Origin of the sequence: Bifidobacterium catenulatum subsp. kashiwanohense JCM 15439 = DSM 21854 (assembly GCF_001042615.1) — a bacterium.
GTDB lineage: Bacteria > Actinomycetota > Actinomycetes > Actinomycetales > Bifidobacteriaceae > Bifidobacterium > Bifidobacterium catenulatum.
Genome location: NZ_AP012327.1, coordinates 1160683 through 1177958 on the forward strand (window position 1 = coordinate 1160683; position 17276 = coordinate 1177958).

The 17276-nt window shown below is 57.3% G+C and carries 17 protein-coding genes and 1 pseudogene; 16 read left to right on the top strand and 2 right to left on the bottom strand.

What is annotated here, in order from left to right; translation table 11 throughout:
* Positions 1–9 precede the first annotated feature (9 nt).
* The 11 genes and pseudogenes from BBKW_RS05035 to BBKW_RS05075 all read left to right on the top strand — a co-directional run bounded on the left by BBKW_RS05035 (position 10) and on the right by BBKW_RS05075 (position 9994).
* Positions 10–1827, top strand: coding sequence for a hypothetical protein (locus BBKW_RS05035; RefSeq protein ID WP_033502003.1), 1818 nt, complete (start codon positions 10–12; stop codon positions 1825–1827).
* A 250-nt stretch (positions 1828–2077) separates the two neighbouring features.
* Positions 2078–3256 carry an IS256-like element IS1249 family transposase gene (locus BBKW_RS05040; RefSeq protein WP_005323424.1) on the top strand — a complete coding sequence of 393 codons (1179 nt, stop codon included), beginning with the start codon at positions 2078–2080 and terminating at the stop codon, positions 3254–3256.
* A 68-nt stretch (positions 3257–3324) separates the two neighbouring features.
* A complete protein-coding gene (locus BBKW_RS11260; protein WP_224743788.1) occupies positions 3325–3372 on the top strand; it encodes an erythromycin resistance leader peptide in 48 nt (15 codons plus the stop codon).
* Positions 3373–3471: 99 nt separating this feature from the next.
* Positions 3472–4326 carry a 23S ribosomal RNA methyltransferase Erm gene (gene erm / locus BBKW_RS05045; RefSeq protein WP_033502017.1) on the top strand — a complete coding sequence of 285 codons (855 nt, stop codon included), beginning with the start codon at positions 3472–3474 and terminating at the stop codon, positions 4324–4326.
* Between the two features lie 164 nt (positions 4327–4490).
* Positions 4491–4908, top strand: a pseudogene (locus tag BBKW_RS10735) (transposase family protein); the annotation flags it as partial.
* 309 nt (positions 4909–5217) lie between these two features.
* Entirely contained in the window at positions 5218–6396 is a 1179-nt protein-coding gene (locus tag BBKW_RS05050) for an IS256-like element IS1249 family transposase (protein ID WP_005323424.1), read from the top strand.
* A 66-nt stretch (positions 6397–6462) separates the two neighbouring features.
* Positions 6463–7137, top strand: a complete 675-nt coding sequence (locus tag BBKW_RS05055) for a hypothetical protein (RefSeq protein WP_033501823.1) — start codon at positions 6463–6465, stop codon at positions 7135–7137.
* A gap of 47 nt (positions 7138–7184) precedes the next feature.
* Positions 7185–8090, top strand: coding sequence for a Fic family protein (locus tag BBKW_RS05060; RefSeq protein ID WP_007057623.1), 906 nt, complete (start codon positions 7185–7187; stop codon positions 8088–8090).
* Positions 8091–8163: 73 nt separating this feature from the next.
* Complete coding sequence (gene abiEi / locus BBKW_RS05065; RefSeq protein ID WP_007056124.1) at positions 8164–8715, top strand: type IV toxin-antitoxin system AbiEi family antitoxin; 552 nt, start codon at positions 8164–8166, stop codon at positions 8713–8715.
* Entirely contained in the window at positions 8702–9649 is a 948-nt protein-coding gene (locus BBKW_RS05070; protein ID WP_007056046.1) for a nucleotidyl transferase AbiEii/AbiGii toxin family protein, read from the top strand. Before abiEi ends, BBKW_RS05070 begins: the two co-directional genes overlap by 14 nt.
* A gap of 18 nt (positions 9650–9667) precedes the next feature.
* Complete coding sequence (locus tag BBKW_RS05075; RefSeq protein WP_033501825.1) at positions 9668–9994, top strand: hypothetical protein; 327 nt, start codon at positions 9668–9670, stop codon at positions 9992–9994.
* 56 nt (positions 9995–10050) lie between these two features.
* Here BBKW_RS05075 and BBKW_RS05080 read toward each other — a convergent pair whose 3' ends face one another.
* Positions 10051–10986, bottom strand: coding sequence for a tyrosine-type recombinase/integrase (locus tag BBKW_RS05080; protein WP_033501826.1), 936 nt, complete (start codon positions 10984–10986; stop codon positions 10051–10053).
* Between the two features lie 130 nt (positions 10987–11116).
* Here BBKW_RS05080 and BBKW_RS10925 point away from each other — a divergent pair, with 130 nt between their 5' ends.
* Together BBKW_RS10925 and bsh are read left to right on the top strand one after the other, a co-directional pair.
* Complete coding sequence (locus BBKW_RS10925) at positions 11117–12064, top strand: YoaP domain-containing protein (RefSeq protein ID WP_231858445.1); 948 nt, start codon at positions 11117–11119, stop codon at positions 12062–12064.
* A 318-nt stretch (positions 12065–12382) separates the two neighbouring features.
* Positions 12383–13333 (top strand): choloylglycine hydrolase, encoded by a 951-nt coding sequence (bsh, locus tag BBKW_RS05090; protein ID WP_033501828.1) that lies wholly within the window; start codon positions 12383–12385, stop codon positions 13331–13333.
* 175 nt (positions 13334–13508) lie between these two features.
* On the opposite strand, the gene BBKW_RS05095 is transcribed toward bsh, so the two are convergent.
* Positions 13509–14198, bottom strand: coding sequence for an ECF transporter S component (locus BBKW_RS05095; protein ID WP_033501829.1), 690 nt, complete (start codon positions 14196–14198; stop codon positions 13509–13511).
* A gap of 442 nt (positions 14199–14640) precedes the next feature.
* Here BBKW_RS05095 and BBKW_RS05100 point away from each other — a divergent pair, with 442 nt between their 5' ends.
* The 3 genes from BBKW_RS05100 to BBKW_RS05110 are packed head-to-tail and all read left to right on the top strand — an operon-like array spanning position 14641 to position 17029.
* The gene (locus tag BBKW_RS05100) at positions 14641–15105 is read left to right on the top strand and encodes a MerR family transcriptional regulator (RefSeq protein WP_081962299.1); all 465 of its coding nucleotides are present in this window, start codon (positions 14641–14643) and stop codon (positions 15103–15105) included.
* A gap of 58 nt (positions 15106–15163) precedes the next feature.
* Complete coding sequence (locus BBKW_RS05105; RefSeq protein WP_003834865.1) at positions 15164–16210, top strand: zinc-dependent alcohol dehydrogenase family protein; 1047 nt, start codon at positions 15164–15166, stop codon at positions 16208–16210.
* Positions 16211–16261: 51 nt separating this feature from the next.
* Positions 16262–17029: a carboxymuconolactone decarboxylase family protein gene (locus BBKW_RS05110; protein WP_033501831.1), complete on the top strand. Its 768-nt coding sequence runs from the start codon at positions 16262–16264 to the stop codon at positions 17027–17029.
* The last annotated feature ends 247 nt before the right edge of the window (positions 17030–17276 follow it).

Genomic DNA, 17276 nt, shown 5'->3' on the forward strand with positions numbered 1-17276 from the left:
GCGAGCGAGATGGCCTTGACGCCTTTTGACATGGAGGGTGTGAACCGCGACCTGCTCGCGGCCGGGAATCCCGCCAAGCCCGACATGCAATCCATCCTGCGCAGGAACGCGCGCGATCTCGTGCTGGGGAACGCGATTCTGGTCTCTTCCGTCGATGCCAAGGAATTGGAGTTCGGCGTCCACATGGCGTATTCCGACGCGGACGGCGGCTTCGACACCGATCCGAGCGAGGACGTGTGGTTCGAGGCGTCCTCGCTCCCGATTCCCAATGAACGCCCTGATCTGCCTCCCGACAACGCGCTCAGGATCAGGGTCACGGACGTGCTGACCGAATACGGGTTCACGGACATTGACGTGAAAGCCCCGGACAGGACGCCGGAAGGCATCTGGATCGGTTTCGAGGCCATGCAGCCGGTCAGGCTCGACGTGACCTCGGCCCAGGGAGGGCGTTCCGTTTCCTTCACCCTGACAGCAGCCGAGGCCAACGATTGGCGTTCCGGCCGTCTCGACGCGCATGGCCTCTCACGCATGGCCGTCGAACGGGTTCTCGCCAGGCCGGGCGACACGGTGACGCTCGCCTACGGGGATTCGCTGTTCCGGCCGGCGGTGATGTGCGACGGTTCGGGAAGGCTTCCCGAGCATCGCGTCAAGGCCGGCATCGGCACGTTCGTCATCGGCCGTGAAAGCGAGGCGGTCATGCCCGAGATACTGCGGATCGACCGCACTGTTGACCCACGAGACCCGCTCGTGATCGAAAAGGCGTTCGGAAAGGAGAACGACATGGAGAACGGGAATGTCCCCGAATACTGGAAAGGCCTGATGGACGAGGCCGATCTGCCGTTGGCGGGCATCGTGCGCGAGCACGGCGGCGGGTTGATGGACTTCCACCGCATGAAGGGCATCGAACGCCTGACCGGTTCGAGTGACTGGGATTTCTACTCCTGGACGGTGGAAAATTACGACGATGACCTGCTCGACGTGTGCGAACGGGAGAACGCCGCCGACGTGCTCGCCGACTTGCAGGCATGGTGGAAAACGAGCCAGCCCGACATGCGGCAACACGTGGACGAGATGATGTCGGGCATCGACGCGGCCATGGGGCAGATCGACAAGCGCCTGTACGCCGCCGCCGAAAAGGAGTTCAAGGAGCGCTCGTTGGACCCGGACGGGGAATGCTACCAATTGGACGGCGGCACGTTCATCTCCCAGGAATCATTCGACGGCATCTGCGGCGACCAACGCGACCGCTACATGGCATGGAAGAACCAGGCCGAACCCGCCAGACTCGTGAGCGCATGGGACGACCCCGCGCGCCTGGACCGGCTCGTGGGAGACGCGATCGACGCGGACGATGGCGGCGGATGCTTCTACACCGACGCGCAGCCCATCGACTACACGCAGGGCATGGATTACAGCCCACAGCAGCTGGCCGCAGACAGCGGGCTGGGAGATACGGTCCCGCTGGCGTGTGAGTCCAACGCTTCCTACAGCCTCGCGCACCACCCCGATATCAAATTCACCGCCACCGGGTCTCCCGACGGCAGAAAGGCGCTGGAAGTCTCGGTTCCCGGTTCCGCCCGTCATGCGCTGATCACGGCCAAACCCGAAGCGTTCGACGTGAGCCTGCATGACGAGCGCGGCATCGTGTCCGGCGAATCCTTCCCTTACGAGGCAAACGATTTCTGGACGTACCGGCTTTCCGGCCAGGCGTTGCGCGGCGCGCTGGACCTCGCCGTCGGCTGGGCCGACCCACAGGAAACGTCTCCTGAGACCGCAGGGCTCGACCTCGCGTTGGATGACGGCATGGAAACGGCACACGGACGATAAAGCGATTCTGCCGGCGTATGCGATCCGGCCGGCACGTTGAACCTTGACCAGGCATCGCCGTACGGCATGACCCGGTGAATAGGAAAACGGGGTTAAGGGTCAAAAAGTGTGTCCGGAATCGCGGATTTTCACGGATTGACCTGTAGGTTTCCGGAAAGTATATGCTCCGGAAGCATATATCTAGCCCCCGACGGGAAATCCTCGGTGTGGCAGCCGTGATGTGCTATGCGCGGCGTGGTGTGGTGTCGCAATGTCGAAGAACCAACCACGCTGCCACTGCGGCGGTGAAATGAAACGCAACGGCACCACCAGCAAAGGCACCACCAGATGGCGCTGCAAACAATGCGGCGCCTCCAGCGTCAAACGTCGAAACGACATCACCAACGCGGCAGTGTTCACCCAGTTCATCGAGCATTGCACCACCGCAATATCACTCGACGACCTAGCCAAACGAAACGGTGTTAGCCGCGCCACCATGAAGCGGCGCTTCAAGTGGTGCTGGCTCGTTGATGTGCCTGACCCCACCGCCGGCCACCACAAGCGGATCTACGACCAGGTATTTCTCGATGGCACCTACACCGCCGGTGGCTGCCTGATCGTCGCGGCGACCATCGACCACGTGATCGCCTGGCACTGGTGCAAACACGAAACCACCCGCGACTACCAACTGCTGCTTGAACGCATCGAAGCCCCACTCATCGCCGTCATCGACGGCGGCCAAGGCGCATACAGCGCAATCAAAAAGTGCTGGCCGACTACGAAAATTCAACGCTGCCTCGTCCACGCCCAACGCGTGGTCCGCCGCTACACCACCACCAACCCACGCACCGATGCCGGGCGCACCATCTACCGACTTGCGCTGAAACTGACCCGGATCACCACACTGGATGAAGCCGCCGCGTGGGGTGTGCAACTGCACGAGTTTTCAACGATCTACCGGGAATGGATGAACGAGAAAACCATGATCAAAGACCCCAAAACAGGTGCATGGACCCGCGTGTGGACCCACCACAACGTGCGCAAGGCCTACAACAGCCTCAACCATCTTTGGCGGTCCGAGATGCTGTTTGTCTACCTCAACCCGCCAGCAGGAGTCCTTGCGCCCGAGCGGATCAAATCCACCACCAACAGCTTAGAAGGCGGCATCAACGCCCAGCTCAAACTGCTCGCCAGAACCCACCGCGGCAGATCAGGCGAACGACAACGCCGCATGCTGGATTGGTGGCTCTACTTAAAAACGGAACTGCCTGACGATCCAGTACGAATCGCCAGGCAGTCCGACTGGGGCCAGGGCCAACTCGCCAAAGTATCCACCCTGACCCAAACCGAGAACCAAGCCGACCACGAAACAGGACGCCCAGCCCTCTACGACAACGCTATCGACACCGACTACACCCACTCAATCGGCATTCAAAAAGGCCAAATCTAACCCCCGCGACACGCCGAGCCAGACACACATTTTGACCCTTAACCCTTTAAATGGATATAATTAGACCCATGTTGATTTCAGGTACCGCTTCCTTGCGGTTGCGCACCAACCGCTAAGGCGGTTTCCTACCCCGTAGGTTAAAAACCGCTCCGGTCCTTTAGCCGGGCGGCTATTTGTCATGCCCGGCTCCCTTTCAAATCCAAGGAGCACACCTGATGTCTGCATACGGACACGGCCGTCACGAGAATGGCCAAAATTTTCTCACCAACCACAAGATCATCAACTCCATCATCGACCTTGTGAAACAAACCTCCGGCCCCATCATTGAGATCGGACCAGGAAGCGGTGCCCTCACTCACCCGATGGCCCACTTGGGGAGGGCGATAACGGCAGTTGAAGTGGACGCAAAACTAGCTGCCAAAATCACACAAGAAACCTCCTCGGCGGCGGTCGAAGTGGTCCATGATGATTTCCTTAACTTCCGGTTACCCGCCACTCCCTGCGTCATTGTGGGAAACATTCCCTTTCACCTCACCACTGCCATTCTTCGAAAGTTGCTGCATGCGCCAGCATGGACTGACGCTGTACTCCTCATGCAGTGGGAAGTCGCTCGCCGCCGGGCCGGGGTAGGCGCAAGCACGATGATGACGGCTCAGTGGTCCCCATGGTTCACATTTCACCTGGGTTCTCGGGTACCAAGGACTGCTTTCCGGCCACAGCCAAACGTTGACGGGGGGATCTTAGTGATCCGCCGGGTGGGTGACCCGAAGATTCCGATAGAGCAGCGCAAAGCCTTTCAGGCGATGGTGCACACCGTTTTCACTGCCCGGGGACGCGGGATAGGGGAAATTCTCCGAAGGGCAGGGTTGTTTTCATCACGTTCAGAAACACAATCATGGTTGCGCTCGCGAGGAATCGACCCCGCGACCCTACCTCCCAGATTGCACACCAACGACTGGATCGATCTCTTCCAGGTGACTGGTTCCTCTCTACCTCACCATCGACCCATTTCACCATCGGGAAGTAGTCAACGACCTCCTCAACGGAAAAACCGAAGCCGGCGGCGTTAATCCCCACCAAAACCGAAATCCACCAGTAGTACTAAAAGGGCTCTTCCGGTTTTAGAGTGCATTGATTAGTTCGCCGGGGGTTCGGGCGTGGCACAAGATATTGGGGTCCTTGGCTTTGTAGGAAAAAGGTATCTAATCCATCCGTACAAAACTAAGGACCTACTGTGCAGCCTAACGGAAATGTCATCGTCGATACCATCTGCCGCACCGCAAAACTAGGAACTACTATCACCGGTGCCACAGAAAACGGTGACGTCACTGTTATTGAAGCCGAACCCGTCGAGCCGATCAATGAATGCCCTACCTGCGGGCAGCCTGGAGTATTCCGCGACCACGTCATCCGCAGCCTGGTCGATCTGCCCATCGTCGGCCACCCAACAACTTCATGTGCGCCTTCCACGCTACCGGTGCACCAACAAGCGTTGCTTGCAGAAGATCTTCCGTGCTGGCCTTGCCTGCGCGCCCGACAATTCAAAGACCACGGACCAGGTGACCCACTGGATCCTGCAACGACTCTGCCTAAATCGGATGAGCGTTGCCGCTGCACCCAAGTCATTAGGCCTGGGGTGGGATATGAAGTGTCCCAGGTTTTGTTCCGTTTGATGAAACCCGTTTTTGAAACAACGTACGGAGCACAACGCACGCCGATGCCAAAGCTTCCGCAACATCGACTACCTCATCAAACCCACGACAGTGGGATTCACACCCTCAATCCCCACGCGTGCAATCTGGGTTAAGGGTCAAAAAGTGTGTCCGGAATCGCGGATTTTCACGGATTGACCTGTAGGTTTCCGGAAAGTATATGCTCCGGAAGCATATATCTAGCCCCCGACGGGAAATCCTCGGTGTGGCAGCCGTGATGTGCTATGCGCGGCGTGGTGTGGTGTCGCAATGTCGAAGAACCAACCACGCTGCCACTGCGGCGGTGAAATGAAACGCAACGGCACCACCAGCAAAGGCACCACCAGATGGCGCTGCAAACAATGCGGCGCCTCCAGCGTCAAACGTCGAAACGACATCACCAACGCGGCAGTGTTCACCCAGTTCATCGAGCATTGCACCACCGCAATATCACTCGACGACCTAGCCAAACGAAACGGTGTTAGCCGCGCCACCATGAAGCGGCGCTTCAAGTGGTGCTGGCTCGTTGATGTGCCTGACCCCACCGCCGGCCACCACAAGCGGATCTACGACCAGGTATTTCTCGATGGCACCTACACCGCCGGTGGCTGCCTGATCGTCGCGGCGACCATCGACCACGTGATCGCCTGGCACTGGTGCAAACACGAAACCACCCGCGACTACCAACTGCTGCTTGAACGCATCGAAGCCCCACTCATCGCCGTCATCGACGGCGGCCAAGGCGCATACAGCGCAATCAAAAAGTGCTGGCCGACTACGAAAATTCAACGCTGCCTCGTCCACGCCCAACGCGTGGTCCGCCGCTACACCACCACCAACCCACGCACCGATGCCGGGCGCACCATCTACCGACTTGCGCTGAAACTGACCCGGATCACCACACTGGATGAAGCCGCCGCGTGGGGTGTGCAACTGCACGAGTTTTCAACGATCTACCGGGAATGGATGAACGAGAAAACCATGATCAAAGACCCCAAAACAGGTGCATGGACCCGCGTGTGGACCCACCACAACGTGCGCAAGGCCTACAACAGCCTCAACCATCTTTGGCGGTCCGAGATGCTGTTTGTCTACCTCAACCCGCCAGCAGGAGTCCTTGCGCCCGAGCGGATCAAATCCACCACCAACAGCTTAGAAGGCGGCATCAACGCCCAGCTCAAACTGCTCGCCAGAACCCACCGCGGCAGATCAGGCGAACGACAACGCCGCATGCTGGATTGGTGGCTCTACTTAAAAACGGAACTGCCTGACGATCCAGTACGAATCGCCAGGCAGTCCGACTGGGGCCAGGGCCAACTCGCCAAAGTATCCACCCTGACCCAAACCGAGAACCAAGCCGACCACGAAACAGGACGCCCAGCCCTCTACGACAACGCTATCGACACCGACTACACCCACTCAATCGGCATTCAAAAAGGCCAAATCTAACCCCCGCGACACGCCGAGCCAGACACACATTTTGACCCTTAACCCGGAAAATAAGGAGAAACGAATATGAGTGATGAACATGAGGTCACGGCGGGAATGGACCGGTCGATAGGCGAATTGCTGGAGCACGCGGACCGTGATCGTTTGCCCGACACGATGCTGTATTTCGAGTCGCATGACGGCCGGAACCATGTGGCCGTCAGCGCCGCGCTCATGGAGGAGGATGACGAGGAGGCGCTGCGCGGATTCCTCGCCGAGGAATGCGGGACTCAGGACAAGGGGCTCGCGGACCGGTTCATAGCGGACTGGCAGAGCGGGCATTACCGCAGCGCCGTGCTTGCGTTGCGTGACGCGGGGGTGGATTTCACGCTTGATACCCGGCTCGATATCCGCTCCTGGTCGGACGAACCCATGGAACAGGGGCTTGAAGCATCCGGTCTCGATGGTGCCAGGGCGCGTGTGGAACAGGCCATGAGATTGATCGAGCAGGCCGGGGAATGTCTGCGAAGCGCCGATGCCATCGCCTTGGACATTGACCCGCATTACCTCGCGGCCGCTTTCACGGGCAAGACCGTCAGTCTGTGCGACCAGCTCGAACAGGCGACGAAGCAGACCGCCGCAGAAGTCGAGGAAATGCGTCTCCAGGAGCCATCCGTGGAATCATCGGACGGCAACGATGATTCCACGGCCTTTTTCCAGGACTTTCTCGAAGGCAAGAAAATCGTCGGACTGTCCATGTGACGCGCCTGCGCTTGTAGACTTATGGAAGCATCGATTAAGGAGCCGATATGCCGAATCCAGCGCTGACTGAGAAAATCCGAAACCTTCCTCCTCTCTTGGACTCTCTGGAGCGGGACGCGGAGGTGTCCGACTTGCTTCGTCGTTCCGATGCTGCCCGAGAACGGTTCAGGCAGATGTTTCCTTTGGATGGGGTGGAGCAGTCAGCGCTTGAGGATTACCGTAAGGAATGGATGGCCCGCTATGTCTACAACTCCAACGCGATCGAGGGATCCACGCTGACGCTTGAGGACACCGAACTGGTGTTGGAGGGCGAGTTCGTGCCGACCGACTCGCCGGCAAGATACATCTTCGCCGCCCGTGGCGTTGCGGATGGCATGGCCTATGCGGAACGATTCGCTGAAGAGGAGCGGACGCTGAGTGTCGAGATGATCCAAAAGCTGCATGAAGTCACCGCATTGGACATGCAGCCCGCGCTCAGGGGTCGGTTCCGCCCCTACGGCTACCAGGCAAGGATCACCGCCACCCGAGTGAAGACCGCCGACCCACTTGAAATCTACGAGGACATGGAAGCGCTCGTGGACGCGGTGAACGGTTCCAAAGACCACCCGATCCTCAAGGCTGCCGGATTCCACGCGATGTTCGAGAACATCCATCCATTCACGGACGGCAACGGGCGAACCGGGCGACAGATTCTGAATCTCATGCTCATGGCTGCCGGCTACCGGCCCGTAGCAATCAAACATGATGCCGGCCGCAGCTATGGGAAAAGTCTGGAAGCATGGCAGGTTGACGGCGATCCCAAGCCGTTCATTTCCCAGCTTGTCCAATGCGTTGATCAGGAAGAGCGCGCCGTAGCGGAAATCGTCGGCAGATTAAGAGAGAACCCTTTCTCGGAAAACGCCATCGACGGGATTGGTCTCGAAGACGGTCCGGCACGAGGGCGTTCCCTCTGATTGGAACGCTTCAGGATTGTGATAGGTGTACATGAATATGCGTTTTTGCGTATGTTCGTGTATACTCACAAACATGAAAAGGAGCGAGGCGATTGACCAGCTGCGCGAGATGGACGCCAAGTACTCGTGCTACGTGTATTGCAAGAACGAACTGGCCGTCGTGCTGGGTGAGCAGGGGCAGAAACTGAACCGAACCCTGTCCAGCCTGGTATCGGCGAAGGCGTTGGTCCGTGCCGCCCGTGGCGTCTACGTGTTCGCGTATTCCTCCCATCTCGGCGAGGGGACACTTCATCAGGTCGCAAAGCGGTTGCGTTCCGGCGAGCTGGTGTGGGAAAGCCTCGAAAGCGCTCTGTCGCGCTGGAACGTGATCAGCCAGATTCCGGTGGATAGGGTCACGTTCATGACCACGGGTCGCGAAGGCGAGTTCCATACCCCGTATGGGGTGATCGAGTTCACGCACTGCAAGCTCAGCTGGGACCGCATCCTGCCGAACCTGATCGCCCGCGATGACGGACTGACGCCGCTCGCGTCGAAACAGTGGGCGTATCGTGACCTGAAGGCCGTCGGGCGTAATCTCGATCTGGTGGATATGGATGAATTGGAGGACGACGATGACTGGAACTGACGAACCGTTCAAGTACAAAGCCATGGCAGCACAGATCGTTTCCGCCGAGGGCATGGGCAATCTGCTTCCCGTGGTCGAGAAGGAACTTCTGCATTATCGAATCCTGGACGCCATGATGCGCGAGGGTTTCTTCTCCTCGCTGGTGTTCCAGGGCGGCACGAGTCTGCGCCTGTGCCACGGGTCCCCGAGGTACAGCGAGGACCTTGATTTTGCCGGCGGCACCTCGTTCGACATGGACACCCTTAAAGGGCTTGGCTCCTGCATCTCCGATTCGCTCTCGGGGATGGGCGATGATGTGACGGTCCGGGTCAAGGAGCCGAGACCCGACGCCGATGGGCTGACGCGCAGATGGCGTATAGCGATTCGCACGGCCGGTCAGCGCAAGGATCTGCCGAGCCAGACAATCAAGCTGGAGGTGGCATCGATTCCCGCGTACGAGCCGCAGCATCGTCCCGCCTTGGTCAACTATCCGATGTTCCCGGCCTTGTCGGGTCAGATCATCCTCGATGTGGAAAGCCCCACCGAGATTCTTGCCGACAAGCTGCTCTCCTATGCCTGCGCATCGCACCTGCGGCGACGCGACCTGTGGGACATGTGCTGGTTGGCGTCGAGAGGCGACGTCGATTCCCGACGGGCGATGGAGCTTGCGGAATTGAAATCATCTGATTACGGCGAAGAAGGACTTTGGGCAGACCGTGCTGATCGCGTGGCGGGGGTCGCCGATGTGATCGGCTCGGATGCCTTCGCCGACGAGATGCGCCGGTTCCTCCCCGCCGGCCTGATGACATCCACGGTCGAATCCCCACGTTGGAGCGCATGGGCGATCGAACAGATCGGGACGTTGTACGGCACTCCAGGCACTCCATCGTCGGCCGATGCGGTTCCCGGATTCCCTATTTTCGGTGCGTCGAACGACTCCAGTCCAACCCGCTGAACGCTAAGGAGGTCTGCGATGTCGAATCTGGACTATAAGTTGCCTGAGCCGACAAAGGCGCAATTGGAGTACGCGCGTTACCTTAGTCGTTTCCAAGCGCCGCGTGAACGCCGGACTCTTTTCGCCCGCACCGAATCGGATATCGCAGCCGCCTTCCGTGAAGAGACCGCGAACCATTCCTGGAACGCCGACGACCTTGCCTCCCAGGCCGGTATCGGTCCCCGGCTTGCCGATGCTCTGCTCCAGCGGGGCGAAGCCCCGATTGAAGCGGTGTTCTCCGCAGCCGATGCGCTGGGGATAGACATAGCCGCGTTGCCGCTTTCCAGTCTCGGGAACACTCGGTGAGCGGTGTTGGTATGCGCCAATATGCGCAAAGAAGCATGTTGGCGTATACCGTTTGTTCATCCGATCCTCGCGGTGCTAAGGGAATAGGTGGCGACGCTGCCGGCTGTTCCGACGACCTGGTTCATGGGCATGGTCAGTCTCATGTCGGTGCGGGTGGTGGATTCCACGGCGTTGCGCATTTCGTCCTGCACGAGGCCGATGTAGCGCATGGTGGTGGCGATGTTGGCGTGCCCCAGCATACGGCTGACAAGCACGATGTTGCAGCCGTTCCTGTAGTAGACGCATGTGGCGAACCTGCGGCGCAGGCTGTGCGACGGGTATCCGGTTGCCGTCTTGATCCTCTTCGCCACGTAATCGACGCCGCAGTGTCCCTGCACGTCTCCGGGGAACAGCCATACGCCGGTGCGTTTCCTCAATGTCGCCGCAAGTCTTGCCGGCACGGGAAGGATTCGCTCTTTGTTGCCCTTGCCGTGGACGTGGAGCACCATGCCCTCGGCGTTCTCCTCCAGATCGGTCTTCAGGTTGATTCTGGTCATTTCGATGCGGCGCAGGCCGCAGAACGCGCCCAGCATGACGGCCAGCCGCGCGTTCTCGTCGGGTGATGCGAGTCCTTGTTCGATGTTCTCCTCGGGACAGATGCAGCCGGACGGAAGGGTCATGGGCACGGTGGGCACTTCGTCCGCCGGATTGCGGCGGGCGAGCCCTCGCTTCATGCTCCATTGGTAGAAGACCTTGACGCAGCTGCGTACTCCGCGTCTGCCTTCGGTTCCCATGCCGGCTAGGTAGAATATGAGGTCGTCTTCGGTCACGTCGGTGATGCTTTTATCGACGGCTTTGGAGAATCGAACGATCTGGTACCAGCGGGTGCGCAGGGTGTCGTTCGTGCGTCCGATGGCGTCCATCCAGTCGATCCATTTCTCGATGGATTCTTTCCAATCCTCCCGTGGCTCGACGTGTTCGCAGCTCTTCCTGTTGTCGTTCCAATACCTCATGGGGCTCCTTAAGCGCATAGAAAAGGGAAGTGACTTCTTCATCACTTCCCAAGGAATACTATTGCGCGTTTCTGGCCGATGCTCTTCGGAAAACCAGCTGCAAGGTGAACATGCGCGATGACACGCCGATTTGAAGGAACAGCAAGGCTGGTGTATTGTCTACTCCTGTTGCAAAAAGCCCTACGGCTGCGAGCCAGAACCGTATATCGGACGGTCACTGGTTCAAGCCCAGTCGCAGGAGCCATTTGAAAGCCCTTGGAAATCAAGGGCTTTTGTCATATTTGAGGAATCAACGAAGAGGCCCATGCGGCATCCCCGACTAAGAGGTGCAGGAAAAATGAGTTACATCCACATCACTGAAGAGAACATTGACAAGGAACATATCTGCTGTGCCATGTCCGGCAAGCAAAGTCTTGCGAAAAAAGAGTGGCTCAAGCAGCGTTTCAACGAAGGTCTCGTCTTTTATCGTAGCGAGGAACGAGGCAAATGCTTCATCGAATATATTCCTGCGGAAAACGCATGGGTGCCGATCGATGCTGACGGATGGATTTATATCAACTGTCTGTGGGTGGCTGGTTCTTTGAAAGGTCATGGGCATTCCGGTAATCTGCTGAGCGAATGCATCCGAGACGCCAAAGAGCAGGGGTGCAAAGGCATTTGCATTCTCTCGGCCGAGGGGCGCAAACGAGAGTTCCTTGCCGACCCGAAGTTCCTGTCCTACAAAGGTTTCGAGGTAGCCGACGTATCCGATTGCGGCATCAATCTCATGGCCCTGTCTTTTAAAGAGAATGCGGAGTTGCCAAAATTCAAGGAATGCGCCAAGCATCCCGCGGTGGACGAAGACGGGTTCGTGCTCTACTACACCGATCAATGCCCGTTTACATACTATTGGGTTCCGCGGGTGCGGCAAACGGCGGAAGAACACAATATTCCATTCAAGACGATTCATATCACCGACAAAGAGACTGCCCAACGTACGCCCGCGCCGGTCACCACGTATGCGTTGTTTCGAGACGGACAATTCCTCACTCAAGGCATTCAATCCGACAAAAAGTTCCTGGCATTGGCCGGCTTGTAACGTCCTGAATCTTCCACCCACTGGGGGAATCTTCCCGGCAAGAAGGCAGTTGGCATACGGATTGTTCCAGCGGGTGGGTGTTTTGGGACTCGGGAGGCGGGCTATTCTCTAACACGAATGCAGGAGACCTCGAATTTGCGCGTTTGACGGAGACTCTGCTACCGGTTGCGAGAATCCAGCGGATAACGGTCGTCGTAGAATGCATAGATATCCAGACCAGGTTCCTCCACGGGCAAAACTTAAGATTTTCCCAGCAAGCGGCGTTTACCATGAACACGCAAGCAAGAAAACCACGGCAAATCATGGAAGGGAGTCCATATGTGCACTGGTGTTCGTTTCTCCGACGATGAGGGAAACATGTATTTCGGCCGTAATCTCGACTGGAGCTTCTCCTACGGCGAGACCATTCTGGTCACTCCGCGAGGCTACCAGTACGACTATGTCTATGGGGCCGAAGGCAAGAACGAACCGAATGCGGTGATCGGCGTGGGCGTGGTCATGACCGACCGCCCCATGTATTTCGACTGCGCCAACGAGCATGGTCTGGCCATTGCCGGACTGAACTTCCCCGGATACGCCTCCTTTGCACACGAGCCGGTCGAAGGAACCGAAAACGTCGCTACCTTCGAATTCCCGCTGTGGGTGGCGCGCAATTTCGACAGTGTCGACGAAGTCGAAGAAGCGTTGAAGAACGTGACGCTCGTTTCGCAGGTCGTGCCCGGCCAGCAGGAATCCCTGCTGCACTGGTTCATTGGTGACGGCACCCGAAGCATCGTCGTCGAGCAGATGTCTGACGGCATGCACGTTCATCATGACGATGTGGACGTGCTCACCAACCAGCCGACCTTCGACTTCCATATGGAAAACCTGCGCAACTACATGTGCGTGAGCAACGAAATGGCGGAGCCGACCACTTGGGGCAAAGCGAAACTGAGCGCATGGGGTGCCGGCGTGAGCATGCATGGCATTCCCGGTGACGTGAGTTCGCCGTCGCGTTTCGTACGCGTCGCCTACACCAACACGCACTATCCGCAGCAGAACAACGAGTCCGCCAATGTGTCTCGTCTGTTCCACACGCTGGTCTCCGTGCAAATGGTTGAAGGCATGTCCAAGATGGGCAACGGCCAGTTCGAACGTACGCTGTTCACCAGTGGCTATTCCGGAAAGACCAACACGTATTACATGAACACGTATGAGGATCCGGCGATCCGTTCGTTTGCCATGTCCGACTTCGACATGGATTCGAGCGAGCTGATCACAGCCGATTGATTCAGGGAATTTCGAGTTCGAAGATTCCAGTTCCGAAGATTCCGCAGCAATCGCACTATGTGAACAGTATAAAAGGGCACAACGTCGCAACCGTCGTTGTGCCCTTTTAATCAGTAAAACTGATGAGATTTGATTAAAAAATTAAAATGGTCGAGGCATGCTTTCAAACGTACTTTCAGGCGTTTCCCTCGTTATGTTCCTTATGCGAGGAAGCGAATCGCGACAGAACACCTGACTTACGTAAAGCGCAATACATTCCCCAGGAACCGAAACCGGCGAATGCCACAGCGCTAAGCAGCTCGCAAATAGTGCCGATGATGCCTCGCGGGCTGAAGAACGTGAATGCCTGATAGTAGAAGAACAGCAGGTAGAAGTTGTAGACGATTCCAATCGCCAAAGCAGACAGAATGGTGACGCCGAGCGTCCAACGACGGTAGCGGAACAACGCGAATACCGCTTCTGCGGCTGCCGCCTGCAACAACGCAATTACCACCAGGCTTACACTGTATTTCGTGCCGAGCACCACCTCGACGAACGATGCGACTAAAAGCACGTAGGCCGAAGCTCCCGGCTTGCGCACGATCAGAGAACCCAGCGTGGCGGGGAAGTAGAACAAAGCATGAAGTAGCGCCGCTGAACCAGGAAGAATCAAAGTCATCAACGGAAAAAGACCGTACGAGAGGCCGTCGAACACCCAAAACATCACTCCCGACATCACGCCTACCGCCGCGCCGACTGCGATATCGACCACACGCCATGTGAGGGCCTTGCGTGTTCCTTGGGTTGTTTTCAAAGGCTGCTTTACCTGCTTCGACAGCTTCGCGTCTGTATTATGAATAACGGTTTTAGAGAATGGCTTCGCCATAATGATAATGAATCCTTGCGTTGGTCGATGCCGCGCACCGTGAGTCGGAGATCGCGGCAGTCGCCGTGGGCCGTTCCTCGACCTGCGCGGCTCGGGCAGGAACGACGAGAGGTATTATACGACGTGTTGTTTTGCCGAACACGCATCATGGATCTCCCTGTATCCAAAATATCGTTACAAATACTCCAAATCCGGGCGTACGGTCCAGTCCAGTACACCTAATCCGCACGATTTCATTTTAAATCAGCAGCATAAGAGCTTTTTGCTGTGAGGCGGCATTCGTCCAAAACAGCGTGGTCCTATGTTCCTTATGATGAACACGTAAGTTACACTTTGCAGACGCAACTTAGCTAATTGTCAGGATTACATGTTCTTTTGTTATGCGATAGCATGCAACACGCCAATTAGACTTCAAGCACTTTAAGTTTTTACAGTGCAGGGTATGAGCACTACAACATGGCATACGATTCGTGAAGCATCCATGATTTCCGGACTTCCCGAATCCACTTTGCGCTACTACGAGCAGATCGGCATCATTGCCCCGATCGCACGTGACCCAAGTTCTGGTCATCGTGCCTACACTAACGAAGACATTCAATCGCTGGTCACCATTTCCTGCTTGTCTGCGACCGGCATGCCGCTTGACGCCATGCGCGAGTATCTGAAAAATCGTTTCGACGGCGCCGAAGGCGCGCACAGGCAAATGGCGCTACTGGACGCGCAAGCATTGCGTTTGGCCGCAAAAGCCGAAAGCATCCGCATGCAGCAAGCCTATGTTTCCCTCAAAACACTGTATTGGCGTGCCGTGGCGGAAGGCCATGACGACGAAGCGCAACGACTTCTGGAAGAAAACTACGATGTCATCGAAACAGTGAAAAAACAGATCCGCAGCAAGGCTGACGCATAAGCCGAGGCATCCTCGCAGACGTTACCTCAATTCAATTCATACAACAAAGGAGCAACTCATGAAGGCAGCGATCTTTAAGGGAGTCAAGCAGATGGCATGCGAAGAACATGCCGAACCGACCATCATCGATGGGGGAGACGCCATCATTCGCGTGGTACGCGCATGCGTGTGCGGCTCCGACCTGTGGTTCTACCGTGACGGTAGCAAGGAGCCCAACACCCAGGCCGGTCATGAAGCCATCGGCGTGGTTGAGCAGATCGGCGACGACGTGACCGTGGCCAAGCCAGGAGATTTCGTGATCGTGCCGTTCCCATTCAGCTGCGGCAAGTGTCCAGTATGCAAGGCCGGTTTCGAATCCAGCTGCCCTCATGGCGGATATTTCGGAGACGAAGGATTGGGCTGCCAGGCGGAGTATCTGCGCGTGCCAGAAGCCAATGGCACGCTGGTGGTCGTTCCGGGCGACGCGAAGAGCTTCTCTGACGAAATGCTCGCATCGCTGCTCACCCTCTCTGACGTGATGTCGACTGGTTACCATGCGGCCGCTTCCGCCGAAATCAAGCCGGGGGATACCGCGGTCGTGTTCGGCGACGGTGCGGTCGGTCTGTGCGGAGTGCTGTCCGCCAAGCTGATGGGCGCCACCCGCATCATTTCCATGAGCCGCCATGCCGACCGCCAGCGTATCGCACGCGAATTCGGCGCCACCGATTTCGTGGAGGAACGTGGCGACGAGGCCGTGGCCAAGGTACTGGAAATGACTGATGGTTACGGCGCCGACGCCGTGCTTGAATGCGTGGGCTCCGCATTGTCGAACGACACCGCCATGAAGGTTGCACGTGCGGGCGCTGTGGTCGGACGTGTTGGCCTGCCTCACGGTGTGGAAGCCGATATTCCAGGACTCTTCTACCGCAATGTTGGTCTGCGTGGCGGTCCGGCACCGGTGCGCACGTATGATCTGCAGCGACTGCTCAAGGAAGTGCTCGATGGCAACATCAATCCGGGCATCGTCTACACCTCCGAATACACGCTCGACGATATTCAGGAAGCGTACGCGGCCATGGACGAGCGTCGCACCGTAAAGTCGCTGTTGCGCATCAGCGAGGTCTGAGCAATATGCCGGCGATAGAATAAGCGGAAATCAAACGAAAGGAAGCAAGTCTTGTTTGAAGAGCTACATAAACGGATGAATTCGTTTTGGAATAATGACAGGACATTGTCACAAACCGATCCGGAATTCATTGAATTCTTCTCGAATTTCGCTTATGACGAAGTGGTGAACGAGCCGGGAGCAAATCATCCTGATTTGGATGACAAGACCCGTTCGTTGGCCATTCTTGCCGTGTTGGTCGGATGCCAAGGCTTGGATGCCTTCGAAATGATGCTGCCGGTGGCCTACGAAACCGGACTGTCGTCCATCGCCATCAAGGAAATGGTGTATCAGGCAACCGCATACTGCGGTTTTGGCAAAACTCTGCCATTCCTGAAGAAACTCAACAACTTCCTCGGCGCGGCCAACGTGCATCTTCCGCTTGAACCGCAAGGCACCATCACGCCGGAAACGCGTGCCAAGGCGGGCGAAGACAAGCAGATCGAAATCTTCGGTGAAGGAATGCGTGGATTCGCGCAATCCGGCCCCGAAGAGACGCGACACATCAATAAGTGGCTTGCCGGCAACTGCTTCGGCGACTACTACACGCGCGGTGGCTTGAACACGCGTGAGCGTGAAATGATCACGTTGTGCTTCCTCGCCGCGCAGGGCGGTTGCGAACCTCAGTTGACATCTCATGCGAAGGCCAATATGGGCGTGGGCAATGAGAAGGCGTTTCTGATTGCCATTATTTCGCAGTGCATGCCGTATATCGGATATCCGCGCACATTGAATGCGATTCGTTGCATCAATGATGCCGCCGAGCAGATGCAGGGCTGATTGCAGTAAGGTTTTACATCGATCGATGCCTCGACAGCTTGCTTTGATCCTTGCCTGATTCTCGCCCTGATATATAAGGGGTCGTTTGCCAGTCATGATTGGTTTGGCAAACGACCCCTTTACGTATGTTGCTACTTATGTGCGAGCATCACTCGCCCCACGCATCCTACTACAGGGAGGATTCTTCCATCCACTGGATGAATCTGGACTCTAGAGCACTCTTCAGCAATTCAATAAGCTCATTGCG